Raw genomic sequence first — 23,690 nt, forward strand, 5'->3', positions numbered from 1 at the left:
AGCTGATTTCTTCCACTTATAATACGTATTTATTTTATGACTTTGAAATCATGCAAATAGAACATTCTAACTCTCTGGCATCACACCCGCCAGCCATTGTTTTATAGACTTTTCATTAGCGAAAAAGTAGTAAACCGTTCTCATTTACTATAAAATATTAGTAACTGTTCAGTACCTTCACAGTCACGCGCAAAAATCCATTAAAAATTGCCTGCGGCAATGGGATTTTTGCCTGCTAGCCCATGTTTTCGTATGGTCAGCGCAGTAAATGCGCGGACCTACTGAACAGCTACAAATATTATTACATAAATTCAAAAATTTTGCAACGCATTTTTCAGAACAAATGTTCGCTTTTCAAGCAGCCAGATTCCATGCCAGCACTGCCAGCTTTCTTTTATCCCAGCGCCACATCCAGAATCATCATCAGCACAAATCCAACCGCAAATCCGATCGTTCCCATATCGGAATGACTGCCCTGCGCCGACTCTGGAATCAGTTCCTCCACAACCACGTAAATCATCGCCCCTGCTGCAAGCGCCAGGAGAACCGGCAGAACCGGTTCCAGATAGCGGTACGCGGCGATCGTCGCAAGCGCCCCGATCGGCTCGACGATACCGGAGAGTGTTCCCATCGCAAATGCCTTTTTCCGGCTCATCCCTGACTCACTCCGAAGTGGCAGGGAAATGATCGCTCCCTCCGGGAAGTTCTGAATCGCGATTCCAAGCGAAAGCGCCAGCGCCGCTGCAAGCGTGATACCGCTCTTTTCTGCTAAGAATCCGGCAAATACCACTCCGACTGCCATGCCCTCCGGGATATTGTGAAGTGTGACCGCCAGAACCAGCATCGTCGTCTTCTTGAGCCCGCACACATGCCCCTCCGGCTCATCACTTCCCAGATGCAGATGCGGGATCACACGATCCAGCAAAAGCAGCATCAGAATACCCACCATAAAACCAATGGATGCCGGCAGAAATGCCAGATGCCCCATCGCTTCGCACATATTCATCGACGGAATTAAAAGTGACCAGACCGACGCCGCCACCATCACCCCCGATGCGAATCCCAGAAGCGTTTTCTGGATGATCGGCTTTAACTCATTTTTCAAAAAAAAGACGCAGGCTGCTCCCGCCGTCGTACCGACAAACGGAATCAAAACCCCAAGAAGCGTATTTTGATCCATATTCATTCCTTTCTTTTTCTTTTTAAATATCTGAACGGTTCTTTTCCCGGAACCTCGTTTTTTTTCTTCTATTTCTCTTTGATGTACCGGGTCGTTCAAAGAAGTCATCTCAAGTTCCTCTGATTGAATATTCCTATTGTAGCATATGCGCCTTTCTTTTGCACGGTTCCTTTTTATCATTAAGCCAGTTTCATCCACCAATCCCGGCTCAAATCCGATTCAAACAACCCTCTGTTTATACATCGGCATTCTTTCATATATTTCTCGTTTGCAAACGTCTTTCCGCAAACAAAAAAAGAGAACCAAAAATCAGGATGTCCCTAATTTCCAGTTCTCTTTTCATTCTTTGAATACAATGATTTATCACTCTTTAATTTATTTCTGCTCAGAATTCTGTTTAATAAACTCATGAACATCGTTTACGCTTAAATTGCTCTCTTCGATCGCATCCAGTAATTCGCTTAATTCAGCTTTACGAATCTCAGCCGCTAATTCCTTTTTCTCTGCTTTCAGAGCTTTAACGGTTTCTTCTAATTTAGCCAGCTTCTCTTCTACCGCTGCCAGCTTCTCTTTGTTTACTTCTAATGCAGAACGTTTCGGTCCTCTCGGCATAATACATACCCCTTTCGTTTTCTTTGAGAATAGCACAAATCTCTTATTTGTGCAATATCGATTCGTTTAAAAACCAAGTTTTTCATCAATCAGAGTAATCTCCATTTCAATAAAACGCATTTTTTGATAATATACTTCCTTTTTGAATCTCTTTTGAATGACTTTCTCTCTGGACAAATTTCTTTTTCCTTATTATAATATCAGATTGTATCCAAACGCAAGAAAAAAGGAGTTTGTATGAGTGCTTCCAATACACAGAACGATTTTTCCAAAGGAAGTATCGTTAAAAATATCATGAATCTCGCGATCCCGATGACGTTGGCGCAGCTTATCAATGTCCTGTACAACATCGTTGACCGCATCTACATCGGACGCATACCCGATCATGCCACCCTATCTTTGACCGGCATCGGGCTTTCGCTGCCGATCATCACGCTCGTCATCGCATTTGCCAACCTGTTTGGCATGGGCGGCGCGCCGCTCTGCTCAATTGAGCGCGGACGCGGGGATATCAAAGAAGCCGAGGCGATCATGGGAAATTCCTTCTCCATGATGGTTATTTCCGGTATGCTTCTGACCGTACTCTGCCTGATATTCCGCAAACCAATGCTGTATCTGTTCGGAGCCAGCGACGCTACTTATCCATATGCGGACGCCTACATTACAATCTATCTGCTCGGCAGCCTGTTCGTGATGGTCGGACTCGGCATGAACTCGTTCATCAATTCACAGGGATTCGGGCGCATCGGCATGATGACCGTCCTTTTGGGCGCTGCCGCCAATATCCTGCTCGACCCGATTTTTATCTTTATGCTTCACATGGGAATCCGCGGCGCGGCGCTCGCCACCATCCTGTCGCAGCTTCTCTCTGCCATCTGGATTCTGCGGTTTTTAACCAGTGACAAAACAATTCTGAAACTGAGACGTTCTTCGATGCGCCTTTCCGCACGGAGGGTCCGGAAAATCGTCGGACTCGGTCTGTCCGGTTTCACGATGGCGATCACCAACTGCACCGTCCAGATCATGTGCAACGCAACCTTACAGGTATACGGCGGCGATCTCTACGTCGGTGTTATGACCGTTATCAACTCCATCCGTGAAATTGCAACTCTTCCGGTAACCGGCGTTACCCACAGCGCTCAGCCGGTGCTCGGTTTCAATTATGGGGCAAAAGAATACGGCCGCGTTAAAAAGGCAATCGTCTTTACCTCTTTTATTGCAATTTTATATACGACCGGTATCTGGCTGATCGTCGATGGTTTCCCAGCATTCTTTATCCGCATTTTTAATCAGGATGCAGAACTCATTGCGGCAGGTATTCCGGCGATCCGCTTATACTTTTTCGGATTCTTTATGATGTCGCTCCAATTCTCCGGACAGTCGATTTTCGTCGGTCTGGGCGAATCCAAAAAAGCGATCTTTTTCTCTATTTTCCGAAAAGTAATTATCGTTGTTCCGCTGACTCTCCTGCTGCCAGGTATGTTTGGAATGGGAACCAACGGCGTATTCGCCGCCGAACCAATTTCCAACTTTATCGGCGGAATTGCCTGCTTTGGAACGATGCTTTTGACGATTTGGAGAGAATTGACGAGATTGCAGAAAGGGAAGAATTCTTAAAAATAGAGAGGTTATTTATTTAAATGAAAGTGGCTAAAAGTTTGTGGGACGGACTTTTAGCCATTGCTGTATATAACGATAGTTTTTACTATGTCAAAAATATACATTAATTTTTTCCATATGCTTCAATTCGACACGTATGTTCCTTACTTACCTTATCGTAATTAATTCCAACCAATAAAATATTTCCCATATAATTTAAAATCGATTCTGGATAGTTCTTTTCTTTAATTTGCTGCAGCGCAGTCTGTGCATTCTGATTCCATTTAAGTTCAATTACCAGCGCCGGATAATCATTCTTGTACTCTGGTTTTGGTATAAATACAAAATCCGCAAATCCACGTCCTGTCGGTAGTTCCCGAACTGGTTTAAAATAATATTGCATCGAACTCAGATAAGCAATCGCGAGAACACTGCTCAAAGAATTTTCATTATGATATTGAATAACAGATACATATTCATCATGAATCTTCCCGATCTGTGATGCTACTACTTTCTCATCCAAATCCAGTGTTGCATCCAACAACCTCTCCGACTCTTGCTGAAACAGAAGCATCTCATTCCAGCGTTTGCTTTCTACCGCCCTGGTCAACTCCTGCCGAATTTCTTCATTCGGAACAAACGCCATCTTTTTCGTCTGATCATAGCCTAAATACCCCAAATGAATCATATATGTCAGCACATCGTCTTTACTCTGAATATTCGAAATATCATTTCCAAATGTTGACGTATCTACCTTCACTTCAACTCCAGACAGCATTTCGATAATTGCCGTTTTCAGTCCGTCATAATCCATATTAATGAGCGGCACAATCGCCTCATAAGACGCGGTTTCCGACCAATAGCTCTTAAATTCACCATCCAGCATGACACTCACAACTGCTTTGGGATTATAAACCTGACAATTTCTTAGAACATATCCATCATACCACGCCTTTACCTTATCAAATTCCACTTGATAGCGTTCTGAAAGTTCTTTCACCTCCGCCTCCGTAAATCCAATATACGGAGACAAGCGACCCGCGCTCAACATCGTAAATTCATCAAAATTGTTCAGTGCCGACTGGGTTTTCTCTTTTTTAATAGGAAGAATGCCCGTCAAATAAGCAAGCTGAATATACTTGGTCGGTTCCGTTCCCTTAAACAATCCCCTCAGGAAACTTATATATTCATCCTGAATTTTCGAATTCGCCGCCATATCACGAATCAGAACATCCCACTCATCAATAATTACAACAAACTTATTCTTCGTTGCATTACAAATAAACGACAGTGCTTCTGGAAGCGAACACGGGTCACTCGGTATTACTTCTGAATAGTATTTTCTTAATTCCTCAATCGTTTTCTCTGTAATATACGATACAACCCTGTCGGCGCCCCCAGCAGCTCCTATACACCACTGGATATCCCAGTGAATCACATCATATCGGTTTAGATGTTCCTTGAAATCCGGGCTCTGACTAATTTCAAGTCCAGAAAACATATTCCCTGAATCGCAGCCCTTACTGTAATACGCTGTCAGCATATCCGCCGTAATCGACTTTCCGAACCTTCTGGGACGGCTATTGCAAATATATCCCTGCAATGTATTCATCACCTTATTGGTATACGTCAACAAACCTGTTTTATCAATATAGATTTCCGAATTCAACGCAACTTGAAACGCTGAATTATCCGAATTCACAAAAATCCCCATATTGACACACTCCTTTCGAAGCTGTTGCTTTGCCTGTTCATAATATTAATCATATTTATATGATTAATATTAACATTTGATAGTTTGAATGGCAAGATCATCATTCAAAACGTTCCTCTACTTCTCAGCCATCCGAATCAGCAACTCCAATATTTTAATTGCCATCTCTTCTTCCCGCATCCAGCCATTATAAACATCCTTCATGTCCTTCAAAATTATGCTTTCATTCGCCATCTCATAAAAGCGTTCATTTACTTTTTTTATGACAGCCTCATCCGTCACATCCTCTTCCATAAAATACATACTCTCTCCATAAATTTCCTTCCTTTTACCACTCACAACATCCCCTAATACCACACTTCCAAAATTTTCCATTCTGCAAGGCGGCAGTTTGAATTCCTCTAAAACAGAATCAAGAATTCTCTTCACTTCATCCGATGCCCGTTTTCGTTTCGTCAAATAACCATCCAGTGCCCCAAATAGGCGCTCCATTTGCCTCTTCAACTCCGTCGGGGTCTGAAGATAGCGGCTGTCCAATTTTATTTTCTGCCACTCAACATACTGTGGATGCGGTTTCATCGTTTGATGCCCCGTCCTGAATTCAATAAGAGATGGATATGGATTTTCTTTCAATATGTTTTTATGGATGTTTACAAGTTCATCATAAAGCGGTCGATAAATTTCCTGCGCTCTTTTCCTATTCAATTCTTCTTTTCGCTGCTGTGTGTTGACCCATATAGACCCAAGCAATGAAAAAACAGCACCGATAACTGCTCCAAGCAATGTTCCGATTATACCTAATAGTGTTTGAGAATCTGCTCGCGTGAAAAGATTCACTTGTCTTAACAATGTCACAAACGTAAACAGGACAAGAATGACTCCACATATATAGATGCAGATTTTGAATTTACTGAAATAATATTTTAGTTTTAAAAATATCATAAATCCTCACTTCTCTTTGCAAAGTTTTTTCTTGTATTGTAGCATTTCAAAAAAGAATTTGCAAAGATTTACCCAATCTATTTTTCAACTTCTTTTCTTCTTGCATCCTCCCCTTACATATACTATTCTATGAAAATAGCAATTCCAGCAAAGCGGTCACTACCGCTGTAAATGAATGTATAGAAGAAAATATCCTAGCCGAATTTCAAGAAACCACAAAGCGAATGCTACAAGCACTTCAATTACTTCAACAAAAGCACAGTCCCGAAGAAGTCGCACACGAAACCGGATTACCTTCTGAAACAGTGCTTGAAATATTATATAAGGAAGGGGCTGTCGGTAAATAACGTTTTTTAGAGCTGACAGCACTAAACAAAAATATCCTGACAGTTACAAGGCTTTCTGGCTCTGCAACTTGTTCAGGATATTTTTATTTTGGTAAATACTTTCTATTTTGGCCGCAAAAAATCCTTGATTGGATTTTTACGGCCACATTTTTTTCTAGGCAGTTTTTCCCTCAAATTTTTTCAGCTTTTCGTATAAAAAACGATGGTATTTATTTATATTTCTGCCAATGGCATACAGCATGAATTCTTTATATATCTTATCTGACGAGCGGTAATTAAAACGCCGGAAGTTCTCATTTTCCTTGATATCTCCAAAATGTCCTTCCGTCTGAATGGAACGTGTCTGGCGTTTCAGGATTCCCCGTTCGCTCTGGATATTGGCATGGGATCTTTCTTTCAGTTCCTCCCATTGTTCATTGATCTTCATGACTTTGTTCTTTTCGGCATCTTTCTCCGCATCATACTTATACAGACAGCGGGCTTTGTGTTCGCATCTGCTGCAGTCTGCGCAGCCATATATCTCAAAGGTCTGTGTATATCCATCCTGATCTTTGGTCTCTGTCCTGAGATGCCGCAGTTCACGTCCGTCATGGCAGATATAGAACTGTTCATCTTCAAAGATCCCCGTCCTCATGTTGTAATATTTACTGATATCTTCTGAATAAGCGCGTGTTTTTCGCTTCTCATGATCCTGCAGCTTTATATGACTGGATATTTCATTCTGTTTTAAATAAAGCAGATTTTTTTCACTGCAGTACCCGCTGTCTGCAGTTACTTCTTCCAGAATACTCCCGAAAGCATTCTTATGTTTTTCAAGGACCGTGATCAGGGTATTATAATTGGTGCGGTCACTGCTTACATATCCATGTACGATAAAATAATTCTCTACCGCAATCTGCGATCATCATGAGATTGTTCTGGAGTTTCCGTATTTCAAGTGGCGAACAGTTATCAATTTCTATAATATGGTTATTGGAGAGTTTTTTATGTTTTACAAGCTTTCGTTTTCTGTTCTTTTCGATCACTTCCCGGACTTTATCCATTCCTTCGATCACAAACATCTGTGCATTTCCCAGCTCATACTTTGTCCCATAATCATTCTTCTGCAAAAAAGCGTTATATTTTTTAAAAAGCTGGTCGATAGAATCCAGAAGGTTTGCAAGATGGTAATTGATGCTTCCGCGCCATACAAAAGTATAACGGTTGGCATTTGCCTCTATCTTTGTACCATCAATAAAAAGTTCTTTTAATGTGACCAGCCCTTCTTTCTGCAGCCGTCGCATAAACTGGTAATTCAGGTCATCCAGGACATCTGATGTCAGCTTTCTGCTCTTAAAGTCATAAAAAGCATCACGTCTCGGTTTTTGTCCGCGCGTCAGCCAGATAAAAGCAAGGTCTCTTTCACACAGATCAACAATACGGTCAACAGAACGTATTCCCCGCATATTTGCATAGGTAACTACAGCATACATCATGATTGGGTTGTACCCGGTTCTTCCCTTATCTGAACAATTGGCTAACAAGCCAGAAAAATCTAATTCCTCCATCACTTTTTTCAGGGTATAGACTGGATCGTCGTCAGGTAAACTCAATTCGAAGAAACTAAAGTTAATTTTCTGTTGCCCTAATTCAAAAAAATCGTTATAATAATTATTGGTTAGCATAGTTACATTATAACATGTAACGGAGAGAAAGATGGTTGTCATTAGCCATCTTTTTTCTTTTTTCTGATAAATTTCAGGGAGGGTATGACTCGTTGTGAGTCATACCTCCCTGCTTTGGAACTATCTATTTCCCGACAGCCCCAATTTTATTGTTTCTCTCAAATCAAAACAGAACACAAGTACGCGCATTTCAGTGTGATACGAATGTTCACTTTATATATTTATTTATATCCTTAAAGACTCATGCATCTGTGCAGATCCTCCTCCGGTGTGCTGATCGGTGCAATGTTATAATTTTCCACCAGATACTGCAGCACATTCGGAGAGATAAATGCCGGAAGGGACGGTCCGAGGAGAATATTTTTGATCCCCAGATGAAGCAGTGTCAGCAGGATACACACTGCTTTCTGCTCATACCAGGAGAGCACCATGGAAAGCGGCAGATCGTTGACACCGCAGTCAAATGCTTCTGCCAGTGCCACCGCAACCTTAATGGCGCTGTAAGCATCGTTGCACTGTCCCATATCCATTATTCTCGGAAGACCGCCAATCGTACCCAGATCCAGATCATTGAACCGGTATTTGCCGCAGGCAAGGGTCAGAACAATGCTGTCTGCCGGTGTCTGCTTTACAAATTCGGTATAATAATTGCGTCCCGGCTTGGCACCGTCACATCCGCCGACCAGAAAGAAATGTTTGATGGCTCCCGATTTAACGGCATCGATGACCGTATCCGCCACTGAAAGAACCGCATGGTGGGAAAATCCAGTCATGACTGTTTTGCCGCCGTTTATGCCTGTAAAATGCATATCCTCAGGATAACCGCTCAGTGAAAGTGCCTTTTCAATAACCGGCGTAAAATCTCTCTCTTTGCCGATGTGTACCATTTCCGGATAGGACACGACTTCCGTCGTAAACACCCGGTCGGCATAGCTCTTTTTCGGAGGCATCAGGCAGTTCGTCGTAAAGAGAACCGGAGCCGGAATATCTGCAAATTCCTTCTGCTGGTTCTGCCATGCCGTGCCGAAATTGCCCTTCAGGTGAGGATACTTTTTCAGTTCCGGATAAGCGTGCGCCGGAAGCATTTCACCGTGAGTGTAGATGTTGATGCCCTTATCTTTCGTCTGCTCAAGGAGCTGTTTTAAATCGTATAAATCATGGCCGCTGATAACGATAAACGGGCCTTTCTCCACGGTCAGAGGCACCTGCGTCGGAACAGGATTTCCATAAGTTTCGGTGTTGGCCCGATCCAGAAGCGCCATGCACTTGAGGTTGATTTCACCCACTTCCAGGACAATCGGAAGCAGCTCGTCCATGCCCCAGTCATCCATGCCGATCGCAAAAAGTGCCTTAAAAAAGAAGCGATTGATCGTGTCATCGGTATATCCCAGAACGGCCGCGTGGTAAGCATACGCCGCAACGCCGCGGATTCCGAACAAAATCAGCGATTTCAGAGAACGGACATCCTCGTCTGCCTCCCAGAGATTATTCATATCATAATTGTTATTTTTGCCGCAAGAGACCGTGCACACGAAACAATCAGGCACCAGGCGTTCTCTCTCTTTTTCAACCCGCCGGATCAATTCAGTGATGGTGTCATTGTTAAAATTCACATTTGTTACCGTGGTAAACAATCCTTCCAATACAAGTCTGCTGGTATCCCCGGTAATCAGGTATTCATTGCCTTCCGTCGCTCTTGCAAGGCCAATCAGCGCACCCGTCAGCTTATCCTGCAGCCTGGCGGTGTCCGCTCTCTTGCCGCACACACCGGCACTGCCGGTACAGGCCGTACAGCCTGCCGTCTGCTCACACTGGTAACAAAACATTTTCCGCTCCATACTTTATAACTCCTTTTCGTTGTTCTGCAATCAACTGCCATTATTTCTAACCTGCGGCACCCTCACGTTCAAGAACACATTCGCGCACTTCCAGGCTTCCGGCTTTTTGTCTTTCTCAGCTTTACAAGCGTATTATAAAAAAATACCGGCAGAAATTCAGTTGTTTTTACAACGAAACAGAAATTTAAGTTCAAAAGAATATTTAGCCGTAAAAATACCGACCTCCAATCGTTAGATTTTTAGGTCTAACATTTGGAAGTCGGTACATAGATGGAATCTTTTCTTTTATTTTTGTCTCGCCTTAAACGCCCGGTCAATCTCCCGCTTTGCGTCCTTTTTCGCCAGATCGTCTCTCTTATCATACAGCTTCTTACCGCGTGCCAGACCAATCTCTACTTTTACGAGACTTCCCTTAAAATACACCTGCAGCGGCACCAGCGTATATCCTTTTTCTTTGATCTTTGACATCAGGCGGCGGATCTCCAGTTTGTGGAGAAGGAGTTTCCGCACACGCAGCGGATCTTTGTTAAAGATATTTCCCTTCTCATATGGCTGATATGCATGCCGAATACATACACCTGACCGTCGCTCTCGATCTTGATAAATGCTTCCTTGATGCTGCATTTACCCATGCGGATCGATTTAACCTCGGTACCGAATAACTCGATCCCGGCTTCGAATTTATCATCGATAAAATAATCATGGTAGGCTTTCTTATTGTTCGCCACCATCTTGATTCCAGCTCCCATTTTAATTCCTCTTTCCCTCTCTACTTTTTACATCTTATTTTACAATCTTCTACTTCCAGTACACCGCCGGCATAAAATCAATCGTCCTCGCATACCGGTCGCACGCAGTCACGCGAACGCGGATAGTCTGACCGAGCTTGTACGTTTTTCTCGTCATCTCTCCGACCAGCTCATAGTGTGCTTCGTCAAATACGAAATAGTCGCCGCGCAGTTCATTGACATGAACTAATCCTTCAACTGTGTTCGGCAGCTCGACATAGAAACCCCAGTTGGTGACACCGGAAATGACTCCCTCGAATTCTTCTCCGATGTAATGTTCCATGTACTGGACTTTCTTCATCTTATCTGTTTCGCGCTCGGCTTCGTCAGCGCGGCGCTCCAGGGCCGAGGTCTGGACTGCCACTTCCGGCAGGATTTTTTCAAAATGGGCGTTTTTTTCGCGCATCCATATTGCCATGCAGGCACTCTTTGATAATCCGGTGGATCTGCAGATCCGGGTAACGGCGGATCGGGGAGGTGAAATGGGTATAATATTTCGCCGCCAATCCAAAATGACCGGAGTTCAAGGTCGAATATTTCGCCTGTTTCATGGAGCGCAGCGTCAAACGGCTGAGCAATGCCTCCTCCGGCGTGCCCTCGATCTTTTCAAGCAGCTTTTGCAGCTCTTTCGGGTGGACTTCGCCGCCTGGCATCCGCAATGTATATCCAAAGTTGTTGATGAACGTGCCTAGTTTCGCCATCTTCTCCTCATCCGGTTTCTCATGGATTCGGTAGAGGAACGGCATTTCCTGCCAATAATAGTCCTCAGCTACCGTCTCATTTGCCATCAGCATGAAATCCTCGATAAGCTTCGTCGCCGCGTTGCGCTCATACGGCTTGATCTCGATCGGGCGTCCTTTGGCGTCGAGTAAAATCTTGCTCTCTGGAAAGTCGAAGTCAATCGCACCGCGCTCCTGGCGCCTCTTGCGGAGAAGCTGCGAAAGTTCTTTCATTTGCAGGAATAAATCCACAAATTCCTTATATTTCTCCTTCGTCTCTGCATCATCATCCGTGATGATCGCATTGACCGCCGTATACGTCATCCGGCGATCGACGCGGATCAATGTCTCTGCTATCTCATGTCCGATCACGACGCCTTTGTCATTGATCTCCATGATACAGCTCAGCGCCAGACGATCCTCTCCCTGATTCAGGGAACAGATACCGTTTGAGAGTTTATGCGGCAGCATCGGAATGACGCGGTCTGTCAGATACACGCTCGTTCCGCGCTTTAATGCCTCGCGGTCAAGCGGGCTGCCCTCGCGGACATAATGGGTCACATCCGCGATGTGTACACCAAGCCGGTAACCCTGCTCCGTCTTCTCCAGCGTGATCGCATCGTCGAGATCCTTCGCTTCCTCACCATCAATCGTGACTGTCGGCAGATCGCGCAAATCCTTGCGTCCCGCCTTGTCCTCCTCGCGGACGGCATCCGGGATCTCTTCAAGCTGCGCCATGACCTCCGGCGGAAATTCTTCCGGCAGACCGTATGCTTTCACGATCGATAAAATATCGACTCCCGGATCGTTCATATGTCCGAGAATGCTGGTGATCACGCCCTCCGGCTTCTTATCCGGGCTGTTTCCGTAATCCTTGATCTTCACGATGACCTTATGACCGGTCACTGCGCCCGCGTCACACCCCTGCGGGATGAAAATGTCGCGTGAAATCCGTGGATTGTCCGGGATCACAAAGCCGAAACCGCCGTTTTTCTCATACAGACCAACCAGCTCCTGATTGGCGTGCTCCAGGATCCGCACGATACTTCCCTCGGCTCTGCGTCCGCCGTCGCTCTCCTGCTCAATCACAACCAGCACCTTATCGCCGTGCATCGCGCCCTTTGTTTTTTCACGCGGAACGAACACATCCTGCTCACGTCCCTCGATTGTCACAAAACCGAAGCCCTTCGGGTGTCCCGAATAAATACCTGCCTCTGAAAATGTCTCCGGACGTCCCAGCTTGCCCTTGCGGGACATGCTGATTTTTCCCTCCTCCAGCAGATGATCGATAACCCGCTGCAGCTCCCGGCGCTGTTCCTTCGGAATATTTAAAAGAAGTGCCAGCTCCTTCAGCTTCATCGGCACGTATGCCGGTTCATTCATGACATCCTGAATCATCTTGCAGCGGCGGGTAAACTCCTCCTCGGAAGCGCCAATATCCTCACACTTCTTCTCGCCGCGCTTTTCGCGCTTCTTATCCATCTCACGCTCAAACTTCCGATCACGGTCTTTCTTTCCCGCTTTATCCTTTTTCCGGCGCACCGATTCCTCTTTCGGACCTTTCGCACGCTCCGGCTTTTTCTTCTTTTTTCCGTACCTCTCTTCCCACTCGCCGATCAACCCATCCCCGTCAATCTGGCGCTGTACGCTGCTCTCCCGGCTTTCTCCGGACATTTTCTCTTCCCGCGCTTCTTCTTTCCGCATCGCAAACCGCTGTTCTGCATTCTTCCGGATCCTCTCCAGCATCTCGTCCGAGAGCTTCATCTCCGTCTGCTGACGTTTTTCAAACGCCTCTCTTTCTCTCCTGCGATTTTCCGGCATTTTCTGTCCTTCCTCTTTCTGTGAAGCTGCCGCACTCTGCATCTGCGCCTGGCGCTTCTGCTGTTTTGCGTATTTCTGAGCCTCGCTTCTCTTTATTTTTCCCATGATTTTATCAAATATGTTCAAATCTATCTCACTTCTCTTTCTTAATTCACATTCTCGCGCCATTTCCTATGAAAAAAAGCTGCCACGTCCAGCGCTCTCTGCCTCTCACCCCTGCATCTGCTCGGAAACCACCGGCAAATATCAGATTCAGGAAACAGATCCCGCTGCCACGCGACAGCCTCTTAAAGGTTCCTTACAGGAATTTCAAATTCAAAACTAATGCAAGGATCAGCCACAGAATTGCAGCATATTTGGTCAGCTTCTCCAGCTTTCCTTCCATAGAACGGCTTTTATTTCTGCCCCAGTAGCTGTCAGCCATACCGCCGATGGAACCGGACAGACCTGCCGATTTGCCCTCCTGCAGTAGGATTACCGCCGACAGGAATACACAGATAATAATAAATATGATCGTAAGGATCGTCTTGATCATCTTCGCACCTCCTGAATAAACATAGTAATCATAGCATATTTTCGGCGGAAGGACAACTGTTTTTTTCCCGACTTCAACCCGGGAATTTGCCGTATTTAAATGCGAAGCCACGGCAAATTCCGTTACCGGGCTTGATTTTATCTCCCGTCGTGCGATACAATAGAGTTCTATCACATTTACAATCAGCGAAATCCTTTTTTTCATGGGAACAGCTATTTTTTATCATAAAACGAGTCAGGAGGGTTCTATTTTGAAAAAATTCACTTCGGCGTTTGGGCGTCTGTTTCTCTCTGCCGTCCTTATTTTTCTGGTGTTCTACACATGATGCCCGCCATCAATCTGCACGATCAGGATTTCATCGTATTCCTGATTATCTGCATTCTGATTGTACTGGCAGTCAACTTTATGGAAAGCATTCTCATATTCCTGAAAACAGTGCAGCAAAACCGCGGCGTCGAGGTCGTGCGCGATCCTGTGACCGGACGGATGGTTCTGCGGCGCAAGTACTCCAACGTCTCCGGCAGTCCGTTTGCCGGTTTTAAGGCGATGGGACGCCCGTGCAAATATGGCATGATCGCGATCGCTGTCCTGATCTTCTTTTCCCTGATCGCCTCGGCGGCGGGCATCCAGCTTTTTAATGCGTCCCGCTACCGCGATCTGATCACCGTTACCGAGGGCGATTTTGCCTCAGATGTCGCAGAGCTTGGCATGTCGCAGATCCCGGTCGTTGATAAGGATACCGCCTCCCGGCTCGGAAGCAAAAAGCTCGGTGAGATGACCGACCTGGTCTCCCAGTTTGAGATTCAGGAAAATTACACACAGATCAACTACAAGGGGACACCGTACCGCGTGACGCCTTTGCGCTATGCCGACCCGATCAAATGGCTTTACAACCAGAAGAAGGGACTTCCGGCATACATTGCTGTCAATATGGTCGATCAGAATACCGATCTCGTCTGGCTGTCCTCCGGCATGAAGTATTCCACCAGTGAATATTTCTTCCGCAATATCAACCGCTACATCCGTTTCTGCTACCCGACACGGATGTTTGAGACGGTCTCCTTCGAGATCGACGACGATGGAAACCCATACTGGGTGGCGCCGACCATCGCCTACCGGATCGGCTGGTGGAACGGCAAGGACATCGACGGCGCGATCCTCGTCAATGCTGAGACCGGCGAATCTAAGTGGTACGCCAAGGCGAATGTCCCGCAGTGGATCGACCAGCTCTATGATTCGAACCTCATCATGGAACAGCTCGACGACAACGGCAGATTCCAGAATGGTTATTTAAACTCTATCTTCGGTCAGCGCGGCGTGCGTCGGACGACCTACGGCTACAACTATCTCGCCATCGACGACGATGTGTGGCTGTACACCGGCATGAGCTCTGTAACCTCAGATGAGTCGAACATTGGCTTCGTCCTCGTCAACCTGCGGACGAAAGAAACGAAATTTTACACCGTTCCGGGCGCCACCGAGCTCGCCGCAATGGATTCCGCGCGCGGACAGGTGCAGCACTTAAATTACAGTGCGACCTTCCCGCTTCTCTTAAATATTTCCGGACGACCGGCATATTTCATTTCCCTGAAAGATGCTGCAGGGCTTGTGAAAATGTATGCGTTCGTCGATGTCGCGCAGTACCAGATCGTCGGCACCGGACAGACGATCGATGAGGCGAAGCGCAATTACCGTGAGACGCTGGGACAGGAGGAAATTGAAGATCCGACTGCCAAGGAACCGGCGGCAAGCGAAACTGTCTCCGGCACGGTCGAGGCGATCGAGAATGTCGTCGTTTCCGGTAACACCTACTACTATTTCACGCTGACCGATGACCGCACCGACAGCGTCTACACCGCTGCGATCACCGTTTCCGAGCGGCTTCCGTTCGTGCAGGCGGGCGACTCCGTTTCCTTTGAGTGCGTCGAGAATGGTTCTACAAAAGAAGTTATACCTGGAGGTAAGATAACATTGAAAAGTGAAGATATGATTTTAAAGGCAGCCATCGTACACATCCTCGATTCTTCGGTGGGAATCCCGGTTCTCTCCGACCAGAGCATGGAGGTCGGACCCGATTTTTCCGACTTCCTGAAAGCGCATATCGAGAAAATAACGGAAAGTGACGATGTCAAGCACTGTACATTTGCAGAAGGATCCGAGGTCAAAGAGCTGCTGCAAAACTGCACCCCGGACAATTTCGTCGAGACGAGCAAACAGCTCGCCGAGCGCCTCTACGACATCATGAATGCGAATATTGACATTCCAGCCGCCGATGTGGCGATGACCGTGTTCGGCTGCAAGGGCAAGGATTATCTGGCATTCTTAAAGATGAACTACAAGACCTCCTACACGCATCAGACCAGGGAAACGGACGGCGGCAACAGCAACGAGATCATTTTACAGCGCGCACTGCTTCCGGGACAGGGACAGCGCCTCTCCGAGGCATTTGTCCTCGATCTCTCCGACGGCTCCCTGATTCTGGCTGAGAAAAAATATGAGGTCAACGGCGAAAAATGCTTCTATTTCTCCGAGCTCTTCCTCGAATGCCGCGCTCCGCTCTCCCAGAAATCCAAGCTCGACATCGTCACCCGCGCCGTCGATCAGGTTGCCAAAAAATATTACGGCGACGAGGATGCACAGAAAAAGATGGAAATCAAAGACATTATCTGTAATGAATTAGAGGAACAGGGCGAAATCAAGGTGTCCGAACTGCGCGAAAAAGTATTTCCCGGCAGCCCGGAGATGCTCGAGGAGCTGGATGAAAAACTCGACCGCTACAACCTCTCCTACGAGACGGTCGCGCCGAAAAATGAACAGACGATCAAGAAATTCCAGAAACAGAAGCTGTACACTGACACCGGCATCGAGATCACGATCCCGATGGAAGAATACAGAAATCCCGACCATGTGGAGTTTATCACCAACATGGACGGGACAATCTCGGTGTTGATTAAAAATATTGGGATGCTGAGCAGTAAATAGCCTCTCACACAAAATTTATTTATCGGCTGATTCAAACGATTGCGATACATAATAACAGAAACATCCATCAGTCATGCCGTTGATCAAACCGTGTATACACCTCACAGAACCGCGCCGCAAACGACGGCTCGCGTCCACCCGCATACAGATGAGAAACATCCCCAAAACGGCTCATGCGGAAGGATGCAACGCCGGAGCGGCGCTCTTCTGTATAGAGCACCGTCACCGACGACGGTGCCGCACAGGTTCCGTGCCAGAGCTGCATCGGAGAGATATTTAAAAGATGGGAAAGCAGGACGCACTCGACGCCAAAATGACAGAATAAAACAATCGTGTCCTCATTCGGTGCCACGGCCCGGTAAAACAATCCATTTCTCACATATCCGTGCCGTCTGAGCAGCCGGTCAAGCTCTCCAGTCACCCAGTCGTACTCTTCTTTTACATGGGCGTTCTGAAAGACTTCTGTTTCATGCCAGTGATCCTTATCAAAATACTTCGGCTCCGCCATCCACGCATCCGGCAGCCAGTCCCAGACACAGTGCCCGGAATCCTTTCCCGGATGTACCGCCTGCGGGGCAAATTCACGCAGCCAGCTGCAGATTTCTGCCGTGCGGCAGGCTTTTTTTAAGGTCAGGGACGCCGTGTCCTTCGCACGCCCCAGCGGCGATACATAATAAGCCGCCACCGGAATCGGCGCCAGACGGTCTGCCAGAAGCTTTGCTTCCTCCCAGCCAGCCGGGGTCAGGGAATCAATTGAGTAATCAGGATCCGCATGGCGGACAATCAGAAGGCGCATAGGAAAACTCCTTTCGTAAAGAAATGGTAACTAGGAATGATCTTGATGACCGGGTATACCTGGAAAGGACACTGGCGCGAGCAAAATTAGAGCATCTTCCGATACTCCTGCTTCCACCCATTTAAAAGTTCTCCCGCACTCTCCATCCGCCGGACCGGATTGCGGTCAAACATCGTTTCGACCATGCGGACATTCCCGCACTTCTCTGCGGTCTGGTTCGCCTCGTCGAGTTCCCGTTTCCAGATCTCCTTCTGTTCCGGCGTCATCGCAGCCGCATGGCGCTCCTTAAGCTCCAGCTTCGGGTCAATCAAGGCAAGCTGGTACAGGTGCTTCAGCATCTCCGGGCTCTTGTCGAAATTGTACGCCATTTCATAAGCGGTAAACGCTTTCTCAAACCAGAAAATCCCGGCATACGCTGCCCCGATATTGTTCCAGATCTTCGCGGTAAATTCGTCAGTCAGCGATTTGACCCGCCAGTCCTCCAGAATCCGGTTGTAGTAATAGATCGCCGTCCCAAACTGCCGCAGGCGGAAATAGTAATCCGCCGTCTCCTTCCGGAACTCCGCCGCATTCATTTTGCGAAATGCCGCCAATTTCTGGCGGTATGCGGCAATCTCCTTTGCCGTATAATAACAGCACTCCTGCAGAATCACGATCGGCAGCTCGTCCTGGCTCTCGCCGCTCCGCTGCCATGCCTCCAGTTTGCCGGCCAGAAACGAAAGTCCCAGCTCCGAACGGATAAACTCAATCAGGCGGTCATCCACAAATCCATCCAGCGCCAGAAGCGGATTCTGATAAATGACATAACACAGCTCCTGCGACGATGCGATATGGACGCCCAGCCGTTCTATGTAAAAAGGATGTCGAACCGGCTCCTGCCGGCAAAGTATCAGACTCATAATGAAACCTCTTGTTTAATCATCCGGTTTGTCGCCGGAAACAATTCTCCAAATCCCAAATCACGTATCATGACGATCATCCTGTCTTCCCCGGTAAATCCAAATGCCATCTCGATCCGGGTCGTCCGGTCCGGGCGTTTCGGGAATCCCTCGAGCGGAATCTTCACCGTCTTCTTTTTGCGCGGTTCCAGCGGCTGGAGTGAAAATTCTACCTCCGGCGTGCCCGACACGATAAATTCCGCCGTCATTTTCGTCTCATACCAGCTGTCCCCGGCGGATGCCAGCACCAGCTGTCCCTCTTTTTCACGCTCCTGAATCTTTAGGGAAACCGTTGTTTTCAGCCGCCCCTCACAGATACAGGTAAAATGGTACGCACTCTGCGCTTCACAGAGATCTTCCGAGCGGATCAGCGCCCCTCGGGTAAATACATCCATCTCCGCAAACACCCGGCGCCGTTTGCAGATCTGCTGCATAAAATCTGCCGCCCAGTCCGTCTGTGCAAATCCCCTGCCGGTCAGGATGATCGCTGAAAACAGGCGCTTCTGCAGCAGCCGTTCCGCACAGGAGGAAAGAATCCGGTCTGCCATCTGGATGCCCGCGTCGCTGTCCAGCACATTTAAGTGGAATGACTCCTCCAGTTCCTCCTGATCCGCGACCACCTGCATCTGGCGCAGCCCGCGCTGCACTCTCAATTCATAATAATGAAGACCATTCTCCGAAAGCTCAAACATTCCCACCTGGTTGCTCCAGACTTCCCGTTTCTGGCTCATCACGTAATATACAAAGCTCTCCGCGTGACTGATCACATGCACCCGGCTCCGGTCGATTTCCAGAAAATCGGCACAGTACATCAGGCAGTCCACCAGCTTTACCTCAAGCTTTGGCACCGTGATCACCAGGTTTTCTATCTCTTCTTTTCCGGACGCCTGTCTGGGAATCGCAAGCACCTGCTTCAGGAACATTTTCAGCAGATATAAGCCCTCGTAGCGAACACCATCGATCGTGGCGGTGCCGTCCTTCATCGCCAGGGAAAGCAGCTTATCTTCCACTACCATGCCCTCTAACGCGCCCCCGGCACTCTCCTCTGCCACCCGCCAGACGTCCGAATCCGGTTCTTTTCCGATCCGGGTCGGAACCGACCAGATCGTCTCCTGACCCTGACAGGATATATGTGTGCATGAATCACACAGATCCATGCCAATTATAAGTCCATTCATCTATCGTTTGTCCGTCTATCCCTTTCCTCAGGCGATCGGGAAAAGTGCGCTTACCGCCGCATCTCTCTTCTGGTACTCCCGCATCTTTTCCCGAAGCGCCGTCTCATTATTTACTTTTAAAGAAAGACTCATCTCATTGAGCGCCGCAAACCGGCTTTCCCGGCTGCGCCCCGGAATCTCCCGGCAGGAAATCTCTCCCTTTTCTTTCGTCTTCCGGACGCCGTCCTCTTCCTCTTCGATCTGATATTCCAGCGTCTCGCCCTCAAAAATCACCTTTTCACGAATGTAAATATCCCGGTAAACGAGACGCATTTCCTCATAGTGGAACTCTTCCTCCTGCGGCAGAATCCGCAGCCGCAGATACGGGCGCACCGCCCGGTTTCCGTGATACTCGATGATTTCTTTATCTAAAATATTGCCCGGGATATGGATAAACCGCGCCAGATCCTTAAAATAGGCAAAAATCATACCCGCATCTAAAAGCACATCCACCACCGACTGGCACAGGCGCCGCTGTTCCTCCGAAAGCTCCGGCAGCGTCGCATAATACTTTGTCAGCGCCAGCAGATAAATATCCGGGATCCGCTCCCGATCAGAGCTTCCCTGCACAGCACCCTCCAAAAATGCGAACACCTTGTCGTCCGTCGGACGGTTTTCCAGAAAATATTCCACGCTCTTGACCGTGAAATACGCGCGCACGATATTTTCCCCTGTTTTCTTGCGTGACGCATAAAGCTCGAACACCCGGTCTAACTTTGCTGTATTGCCGGTAAAGAGCATCTGCGCCACCAGCCGTTCCTCCAGATCGTACGTCTCCACCCGGAGCCGCAGCCCCTGCATCAGGACGCGGTACATCTGATCCACCGTACCGTTGAAATGTTCGCAGAGATAATCGAGAATCACACTGTCCGGCTTCTCGTGTTCAAAGACATACCAGGTCAGATAAAGCAGGTGGTCATCCCGGTCAAAGAGATTTTGAAGCAGCATTCTCCCGCAAAGCCGTAGCAGCAGATTGACCGGCAGACCTTCCAGACCATACCGGCACACCATCTCATACGCCTCGCTGAAATGCCCGCACCGGATCAGCGTCCCGCAGACGCCGTTTCTCTCATCCCGCGTCAGCTGGTCCTTGTCAAGACTCAGAAGGTAGGAAACACTTCCATCCTTTTTCGCATCCTCAATCCCATCCGCCATCCTCTTATAATACCGCACGATCGCTGACAGCACCTTTGCCCTAAACAGCGGGTGCAGCTCCATCTTCTGATCCGCGTGCTCCAAAAGGATCGCATCGTCCCCGGTCAGCACCTCCTTGCGGCAGGCTTTTGCACACGCATTCATAAAGAGGAACGGATGCATTGGATTCATTTCAAAACAGGTCTGTAAAAGTTCCTCCATATCCGTAAATACCGGCTGGATGGCGCAATTTACCCGCGCATACCGCGTCTCATTTTCATCCTGGAATAGAACCAGATCGCGCTCCGAAAACAGCGGCACATACGCCGTGCCCTCGTTCAGCACATACGCGTCCTCCGTCATCTGCTCCTCATGGCGCACCACCACGTATTTCATCGCCGGTTCCCGGCATTCTACCCGGCAGGATTTCAAAATCCCCGGCAGGACACGCGCCATCTGCGTATCGATCAGTTCCGGATAGATCAATTTCCGGTACAGGACCGCCAGGGCACCGTCTATCCGTTCCTTGAAAAGCTGATCCACCGCAAACTCTTCCATCGCCCGCTCGTACATCCGGTAAATATCCGAATCCGGCGTTCCATATGTAAGAAGGTTCGCATAAAGCTTCGCCAGTGACCCCGCATCCAAATTTGCCGAATACGAAAAGTATAAAAATACCTCACGCGACATCAGGCGGTCATAATTCTCCGGCATCGCATATAAATAATATTCATACAGGCGCGTCAGACTCAAATCTGCCTCCAGCGCCCGGCTATACCATTCAAAACAGGCTGTCTCCCGGCAGTCTCCCCGGATCAGCATTGCACAGAGCGCCTCCAGAATCTCCGTCTCCGGATACAGCCCGTAAAGTTCCGTCAAAAGGCGTCTGTAAAACTCCCGGTACGAACGGGACGCACGCATCACCCGGACCGCCGCCAGTGCCAGCTCGCGGCTGATAATTTTCCGGCGTGCCCCATAGTACAAGGCATGAAGCTCAAAATTGCCCGCATTGTCTAAAAGGATCGGATCACTCTCCAGAAGTTTCAGTCCCGCCGCATAGAGGAATGGGCTGTGACAGCCATCCTTAAACTCCTGCTCCATGCTGATCAGCACCGTAACCGGATTTTTCTGCAGTTCCTCATCCAGACGCAGAAGCATCAGATAATAAAACAGGCTGCTGCCCGTCTCCTCCGACGCATACTGCTGCAGCAGGCGGATCAAAGTGTCCTTCTGCTCGGCATTGCCGGTCAGCGTCACGTACAGATAGCGGTACAGGCAGTTAAGCTTCCGGTCGCCCGATATTTTAAGCGCCGCTGAATCCTGCAGCTCCTTTAAAATCGTCTGCGCTTTCTCACGCCGATCAGTCAAAAGGTATAATTCCGCCTGCAAAAGCCGCAGTCCCGCGTCATAGTGCGTCATTTTCATCAGATCCAGCTCCCGCTGCATCTGGTGAACCGCCTCCGGGCCGCCGATCCCATTTTCATACGCCAGACGGGCAGTCAGATAATTTCCAAGCTCTTTCTGGAATGACATATGTGCCCGGTCGCATCCGCCCGCATCGGCAGCCGATGCCTCGATCGGGATCCGCACGGTTTCTCTGGCAGTGTGAATCAGGACGGCACCGAAATTCTTTCCGGCATGCAGCCGTTCCGCCAGAATCCGTACCGGAAGACGGAGCAGACCATCTTCAAAATCCGCCTGCGTCGCACTCTTCTTCGGCAGATGGAGGAACTCGCCGTCTGCCGTCACCTCCAGGTACACACTGCCCCAGTTATCCATCCGGATCTCGATCGTGTCCTCGGCATTCTCAGCCAGCTCGGCATATACGCGCGCCCTGCCCGGAATCGTCAGACCGACCGGCTTTTTCACGCCCAGTCCAACCAGAAATTCTTCCATAAAATTTGCCCGGCTGCCGTGCCCCTTCAGGCCGTCATAGAGTGCGCGCACATGCATATCCTGCATAAACGGCACTTCCACAAAATCCGGGTACTCCAAAAGCCGGAGCGCCGTCTCCATATCATTTTCCGCGATGTGCAGAAAATCTTCCGCCGTTTTCAGATCACCTAAAGTCTTCCCGGCGTCTGCCACCTCGACGTGAAACTCATACGGAATCTCCTCTTCCCCGCAGTTTGTCACCAGATAAAAAGAACCTGTGATCGTGTCGCCTGCCGTCAGGAACGAAGTGTCCACTTCATATACGATCCGGCACCGGAGTCCGCCAAACGAATTGTTATCCCCCGGAATCCGCACCCGCAGGTTTGAGGAATACACAAATCCCTTCACACTTAATCCATTTTCGCTCCCGATCCATAAATTTCTCTGCATCAGGGTATTCATCCGCAGCGTCTCGTCTATCTTTTCAGGCGACCAGGTCATCTTCGGCTGTTCCGAATCGATGATTCCCTTCGCCAGCCGGTTAATTCTCTCTTTCATTCCTATCACCTGCCGTTTCATTATCCTGTCCCGGTAACTGCTTCGTCTTCCCACAGTTCCGTCGGTTCGAAATCTCGTACCTTATATCATACCATATTTTGTCTGCATTTACATCAGGGAATTGGAGAATTTCGCTGATTGCCCATCCGGCATTTTTTTCAAGTCGAACGTCCGTGAGACTTGGCGCGTGATTCTGGTCAGCGAAGCTGACATATTCGTTGCTGTTCACTTATACTGTTCTCAGCAACGGGATTTTGCCGATGCTTCGCATTCCAAATCGGCAAAATCTGCTGCCAGAGCTGTATCGTACGGAATTTTCAGTTCAGAAATTCTATATGCAAGTAAAACACTTATTCTGTGCAGAATCACTGCGCATCCTCGCGGAGCGTTTATCTCAGTCGGAGACCCAACTCCCACTGAGACAAATTTGC

At 48.2% G+C, this 23,690-nt stretch carries 14 protein-coding genes and 2 pseudogenes; 2 read left to right on the forward strand and 14 right to left on the reverse strand.

Annotated features, from left to right (window positions below):
* Nucleotides 1-394 precede the first annotated feature (394 nt).
* The gene (locus DWX76_RS07430) at nt 395-1,180 is read right to left on the reverse strand and encodes a ZIP family metal transporter (RefSeq protein WP_117795818.1); all 786 of its coding nucleotides are present in this window, start codon (nt 1,178-1,180) and stop codon (nt 395-397) included.
* A gap of 375 nt (nt 1,181-1,555) precedes the next feature.
* A complete protein-coding gene (locus DWX76_RS07435; RefSeq protein ID WP_022360338.1) occupies nt 1,556-1,792 on the reverse strand; it encodes a hypothetical protein in 237 nt (78 codons plus the stop codon).
* 237 nt (nt 1,793-2,029) lie between these two features.
* Between DWX76_RS07435 and DWX76_RS07440 the strand changes: the two genes are divergently transcribed.
* Entirely contained in the window at nt 2,030-3,409 is a 1,380-nt protein-coding gene (locus DWX76_RS07440) for an MATE family efflux transporter (RefSeq protein WP_118570416.1), read from the forward strand.
* Between the two features lie 106 nt (nt 3,410-3,515).
* Here the strand turns inward: DWX76_RS07440 and DWX76_RS07445 are convergent, their stop codons facing one another.
* The 8 genes and pseudogenes from DWX76_RS07445 to secG form a co-directional block, all read right to left on the reverse strand.
* Nucleotides 3,516-5,105, reverse strand: a complete 1,590-nt coding sequence (locus tag DWX76_RS07445; RefSeq protein ID WP_118570417.1) for an AAA family ATPase — start codon at nt 5,103-5,105, stop codon at nt 3,516-3,518.
* A gap of 117 nt (nt 5,106-5,222) precedes the next feature.
* Nucleotides 5,223-6,047, reverse strand: a complete 825-nt coding sequence (locus DWX76_RS07450) for a hypothetical protein (protein WP_118570418.1) — start codon at nt 6,045-6,047, stop codon at nt 5,223-5,225.
* A gap of 501 nt (nt 6,048-6,548) precedes the next feature.
* The gene (locus DWX76_RS15035; RefSeq protein ID WP_333490928.1) at nt 6,549-7,028 is read right to left on the reverse strand and encodes a transposase; all 480 of its coding nucleotides are present in this window, start codon (nt 7,026-7,028) and stop codon (nt 6,549-6,551) included.
* Between the two features lie 214 nt (nt 7,029-7,242).
* Nucleotides 7,243-8,100 (reverse strand): transposase, encoded by an 858-nt coding sequence (locus DWX76_RS15040; RefSeq protein WP_333490927.1) that lies wholly within the window; start codon nt 8,098-8,100, stop codon nt 7,243-7,245.
* 191 nt (nt 8,101-8,291) lie between these two features.
* A complete protein-coding gene (gene hcp, locus DWX76_RS07460; RefSeq protein ID WP_182429752.1) occupies nt 8,292-9,896 on the reverse strand; it encodes a hydroxylamine reductase in 1,605 nt (534 codons plus the stop codon).
* Between the two features lie 285 nt (nt 9,897-10,181).
* Nucleotides 10,182-10,645 (reverse strand): annotated as a pseudogene (gene smpB, locus DWX76_RS07465) (SsrA-binding protein SmpB).
* A gap of 49 nt (nt 10,646-10,694) precedes the next feature.
* A pseudogene (rnr, locus tag DWX76_RS07470) lies at nt 10,695-12,801 on the reverse strand (ribonuclease R).
* A gap of 721 nt (nt 12,802-13,522) precedes the next feature.
* On the reverse strand, nt 13,523-13,759 hold the full coding sequence (gene secG / locus DWX76_RS07475) for a preprotein translocase subunit SecG (protein ID WP_107000428.1): 237 nt from the start codon (nt 13,757-13,759) through the stop codon (nt 13,523-13,525).
* 321 nt (nt 13,760-14,080) lie between these two features.
* Between secG and DWX76_RS14360 the strand changes: the two genes are divergently transcribed.
* The gene (locus DWX76_RS14360) at nt 14,081-16,741 is read left to right on the forward strand and encodes a nucleoid-associated protein (RefSeq protein WP_243022488.1); all 2,661 of its coding nucleotides are present in this window, start codon (nt 14,081-14,083) and stop codon (nt 16,739-16,741) included.
* A gap of 67 nt (nt 16,742-16,808) precedes the next feature.
* On the opposite strand, the gene DWX76_RS07490 is transcribed toward DWX76_RS14360, so the two are convergent.
* The 4 genes from DWX76_RS07490 to DWX76_RS07505 all read right to left on the reverse strand — a co-directional run bounded on the left by DWX76_RS07490 (nt 16,809) and on the right by DWX76_RS07505 (nt 23,259).
* Nucleotides 16,809-17,537 carry a histidine phosphatase family protein gene (locus tag DWX76_RS07490; RefSeq protein ID WP_118570419.1) on the reverse strand — a complete coding sequence of 243 codons (729 nt, stop codon included), beginning with the start codon at nt 17,535-17,537 and terminating at the stop codon, nt 16,809-16,811.
* 86 nt (nt 17,538-17,623) lie between these two features.
* Nucleotides 17,624-18,436 (reverse strand): hypothetical protein, encoded by an 813-nt coding sequence (locus tag DWX76_RS07495; RefSeq protein ID WP_118293230.1) that lies wholly within the window; start codon nt 18,434-18,436, stop codon nt 17,624-17,626.
* A complete protein-coding gene (locus DWX76_RS07500) occupies nt 18,433-19,653 on the reverse strand; it encodes a DUF5716 family protein (protein WP_118570420.1) in 1,221 nt (406 codons plus the stop codon). The genes DWX76_RS07495 and DWX76_RS07500 overlap by 4 nt, the downstream gene beginning before the upstream one ends.
* A gap of 27 nt (nt 19,654-19,680) precedes the next feature.
* The gene (locus DWX76_RS07505; protein WP_118570421.1) at nt 19,681-23,259 is read right to left on the reverse strand and encodes a DUF5717 family protein; all 3,579 of its coding nucleotides are present in this window, start codon (nt 23,257-23,259) and stop codon (nt 19,681-19,683) included.
* Between the last annotated feature and the right edge of the window lie 431 nt (nt 23,260-23,690).

The sequence above is a fragment of the Clostridium sp. AF21-20LB genome, from assembly GCF_003478795.1.
Classification (GTDB): Bacteria; Bacillota; Clostridia; order Lachnospirales; family Lachnospiraceae; genus Otoolea; species Otoolea fessa.

Coding starts and splice junctions, on each gene's coding strand:
- secG (WP_107000428.1), bottom strand. CDS start 13,759: ATGATCAAGACGATCCTTACGATCATATTTATTATTATCTGTGTATTC.
- DWX76_RS14360 (WP_243022488.1), top strand. CDS start 14,081: ATGATGCCCGCCATCAATCTGCACGATCAGGATTTCATCGTATTCCTG.
- DWX76_RS07450 (WP_118570418.1), bottom strand. CDS start 6,047: ATGATATTTTTAAAACTAAAATATTATTTCAGTAAATTCAAAATCTGC.
- DWX76_RS07435 (WP_022360338.1), bottom strand. CDS start 1,792: ATGCCGAGAGGACCGAAACGTTCTGCATTAGAAGTAAACAAAGAGAAG.
- DWX76_RS07490 (WP_118570419.1), bottom strand. CDS start 17,537: ATGCGCCTTCTGATTGTCCGCCATGCGGATCCTGATTACTCAATTGAT.
- DWX76_RS07505 (WP_118570421.1), bottom strand. CDS start 23,259: ATGAAAGAGAGAATTAACCGGCTGGCGAAGGGAATCATCGATTCGGAA.
- DWX76_RS15040 (WP_333490927.1), bottom strand. CDS start 8,100: ATGACAACCATCTTTCTCTCCGTTACATGTTATAATGTAACTATGCTA.
- DWX76_RS07430 (WP_117795818.1), bottom strand. CDS start 1,180: ATGGATCAAAATACGCTTCTTGGGGTTTTGATTCCGTTTGTCGGTACG.
- DWX76_RS07440 (WP_118570416.1), top strand. CDS start 2,030: ATGAGTGCTTCCAATACACAGAACGATTTTTCCAAAGGAAGTATCGTT.
- DWX76_RS07445 (WP_118570417.1), bottom strand. CDS start 5,105: ATGGGGATTTTTGTGAATTCGGATAATTCAGCGTTTCAAGTTGCGTTG.
- DWX76_RS07495 (WP_118293230.1), bottom strand. CDS start 18,436: ATGAGTCTGATACTTTGCCGGCAGGAGCCGGTTCGACATCCTTTTTAC.
- DWX76_RS15035 (WP_333490928.1), bottom strand. CDS start 7,028: ATGAGGACGGGGATCTTTGAAGATGAACAGTTCTATATCTGCCATGAC.
- DWX76_RS07500 (WP_118570420.1), bottom strand. CDS start 19,653: ATGAATGGACTTATAATTGGCATGGATCTGTGTGATTCATGCACACAT.
- hcp (WP_182429752.1), bottom strand. CDS start 9,896: ATGGAGCGGAAAATGTTTTGTTACCAGTGTGAGCAGACGGCAGGCTGT.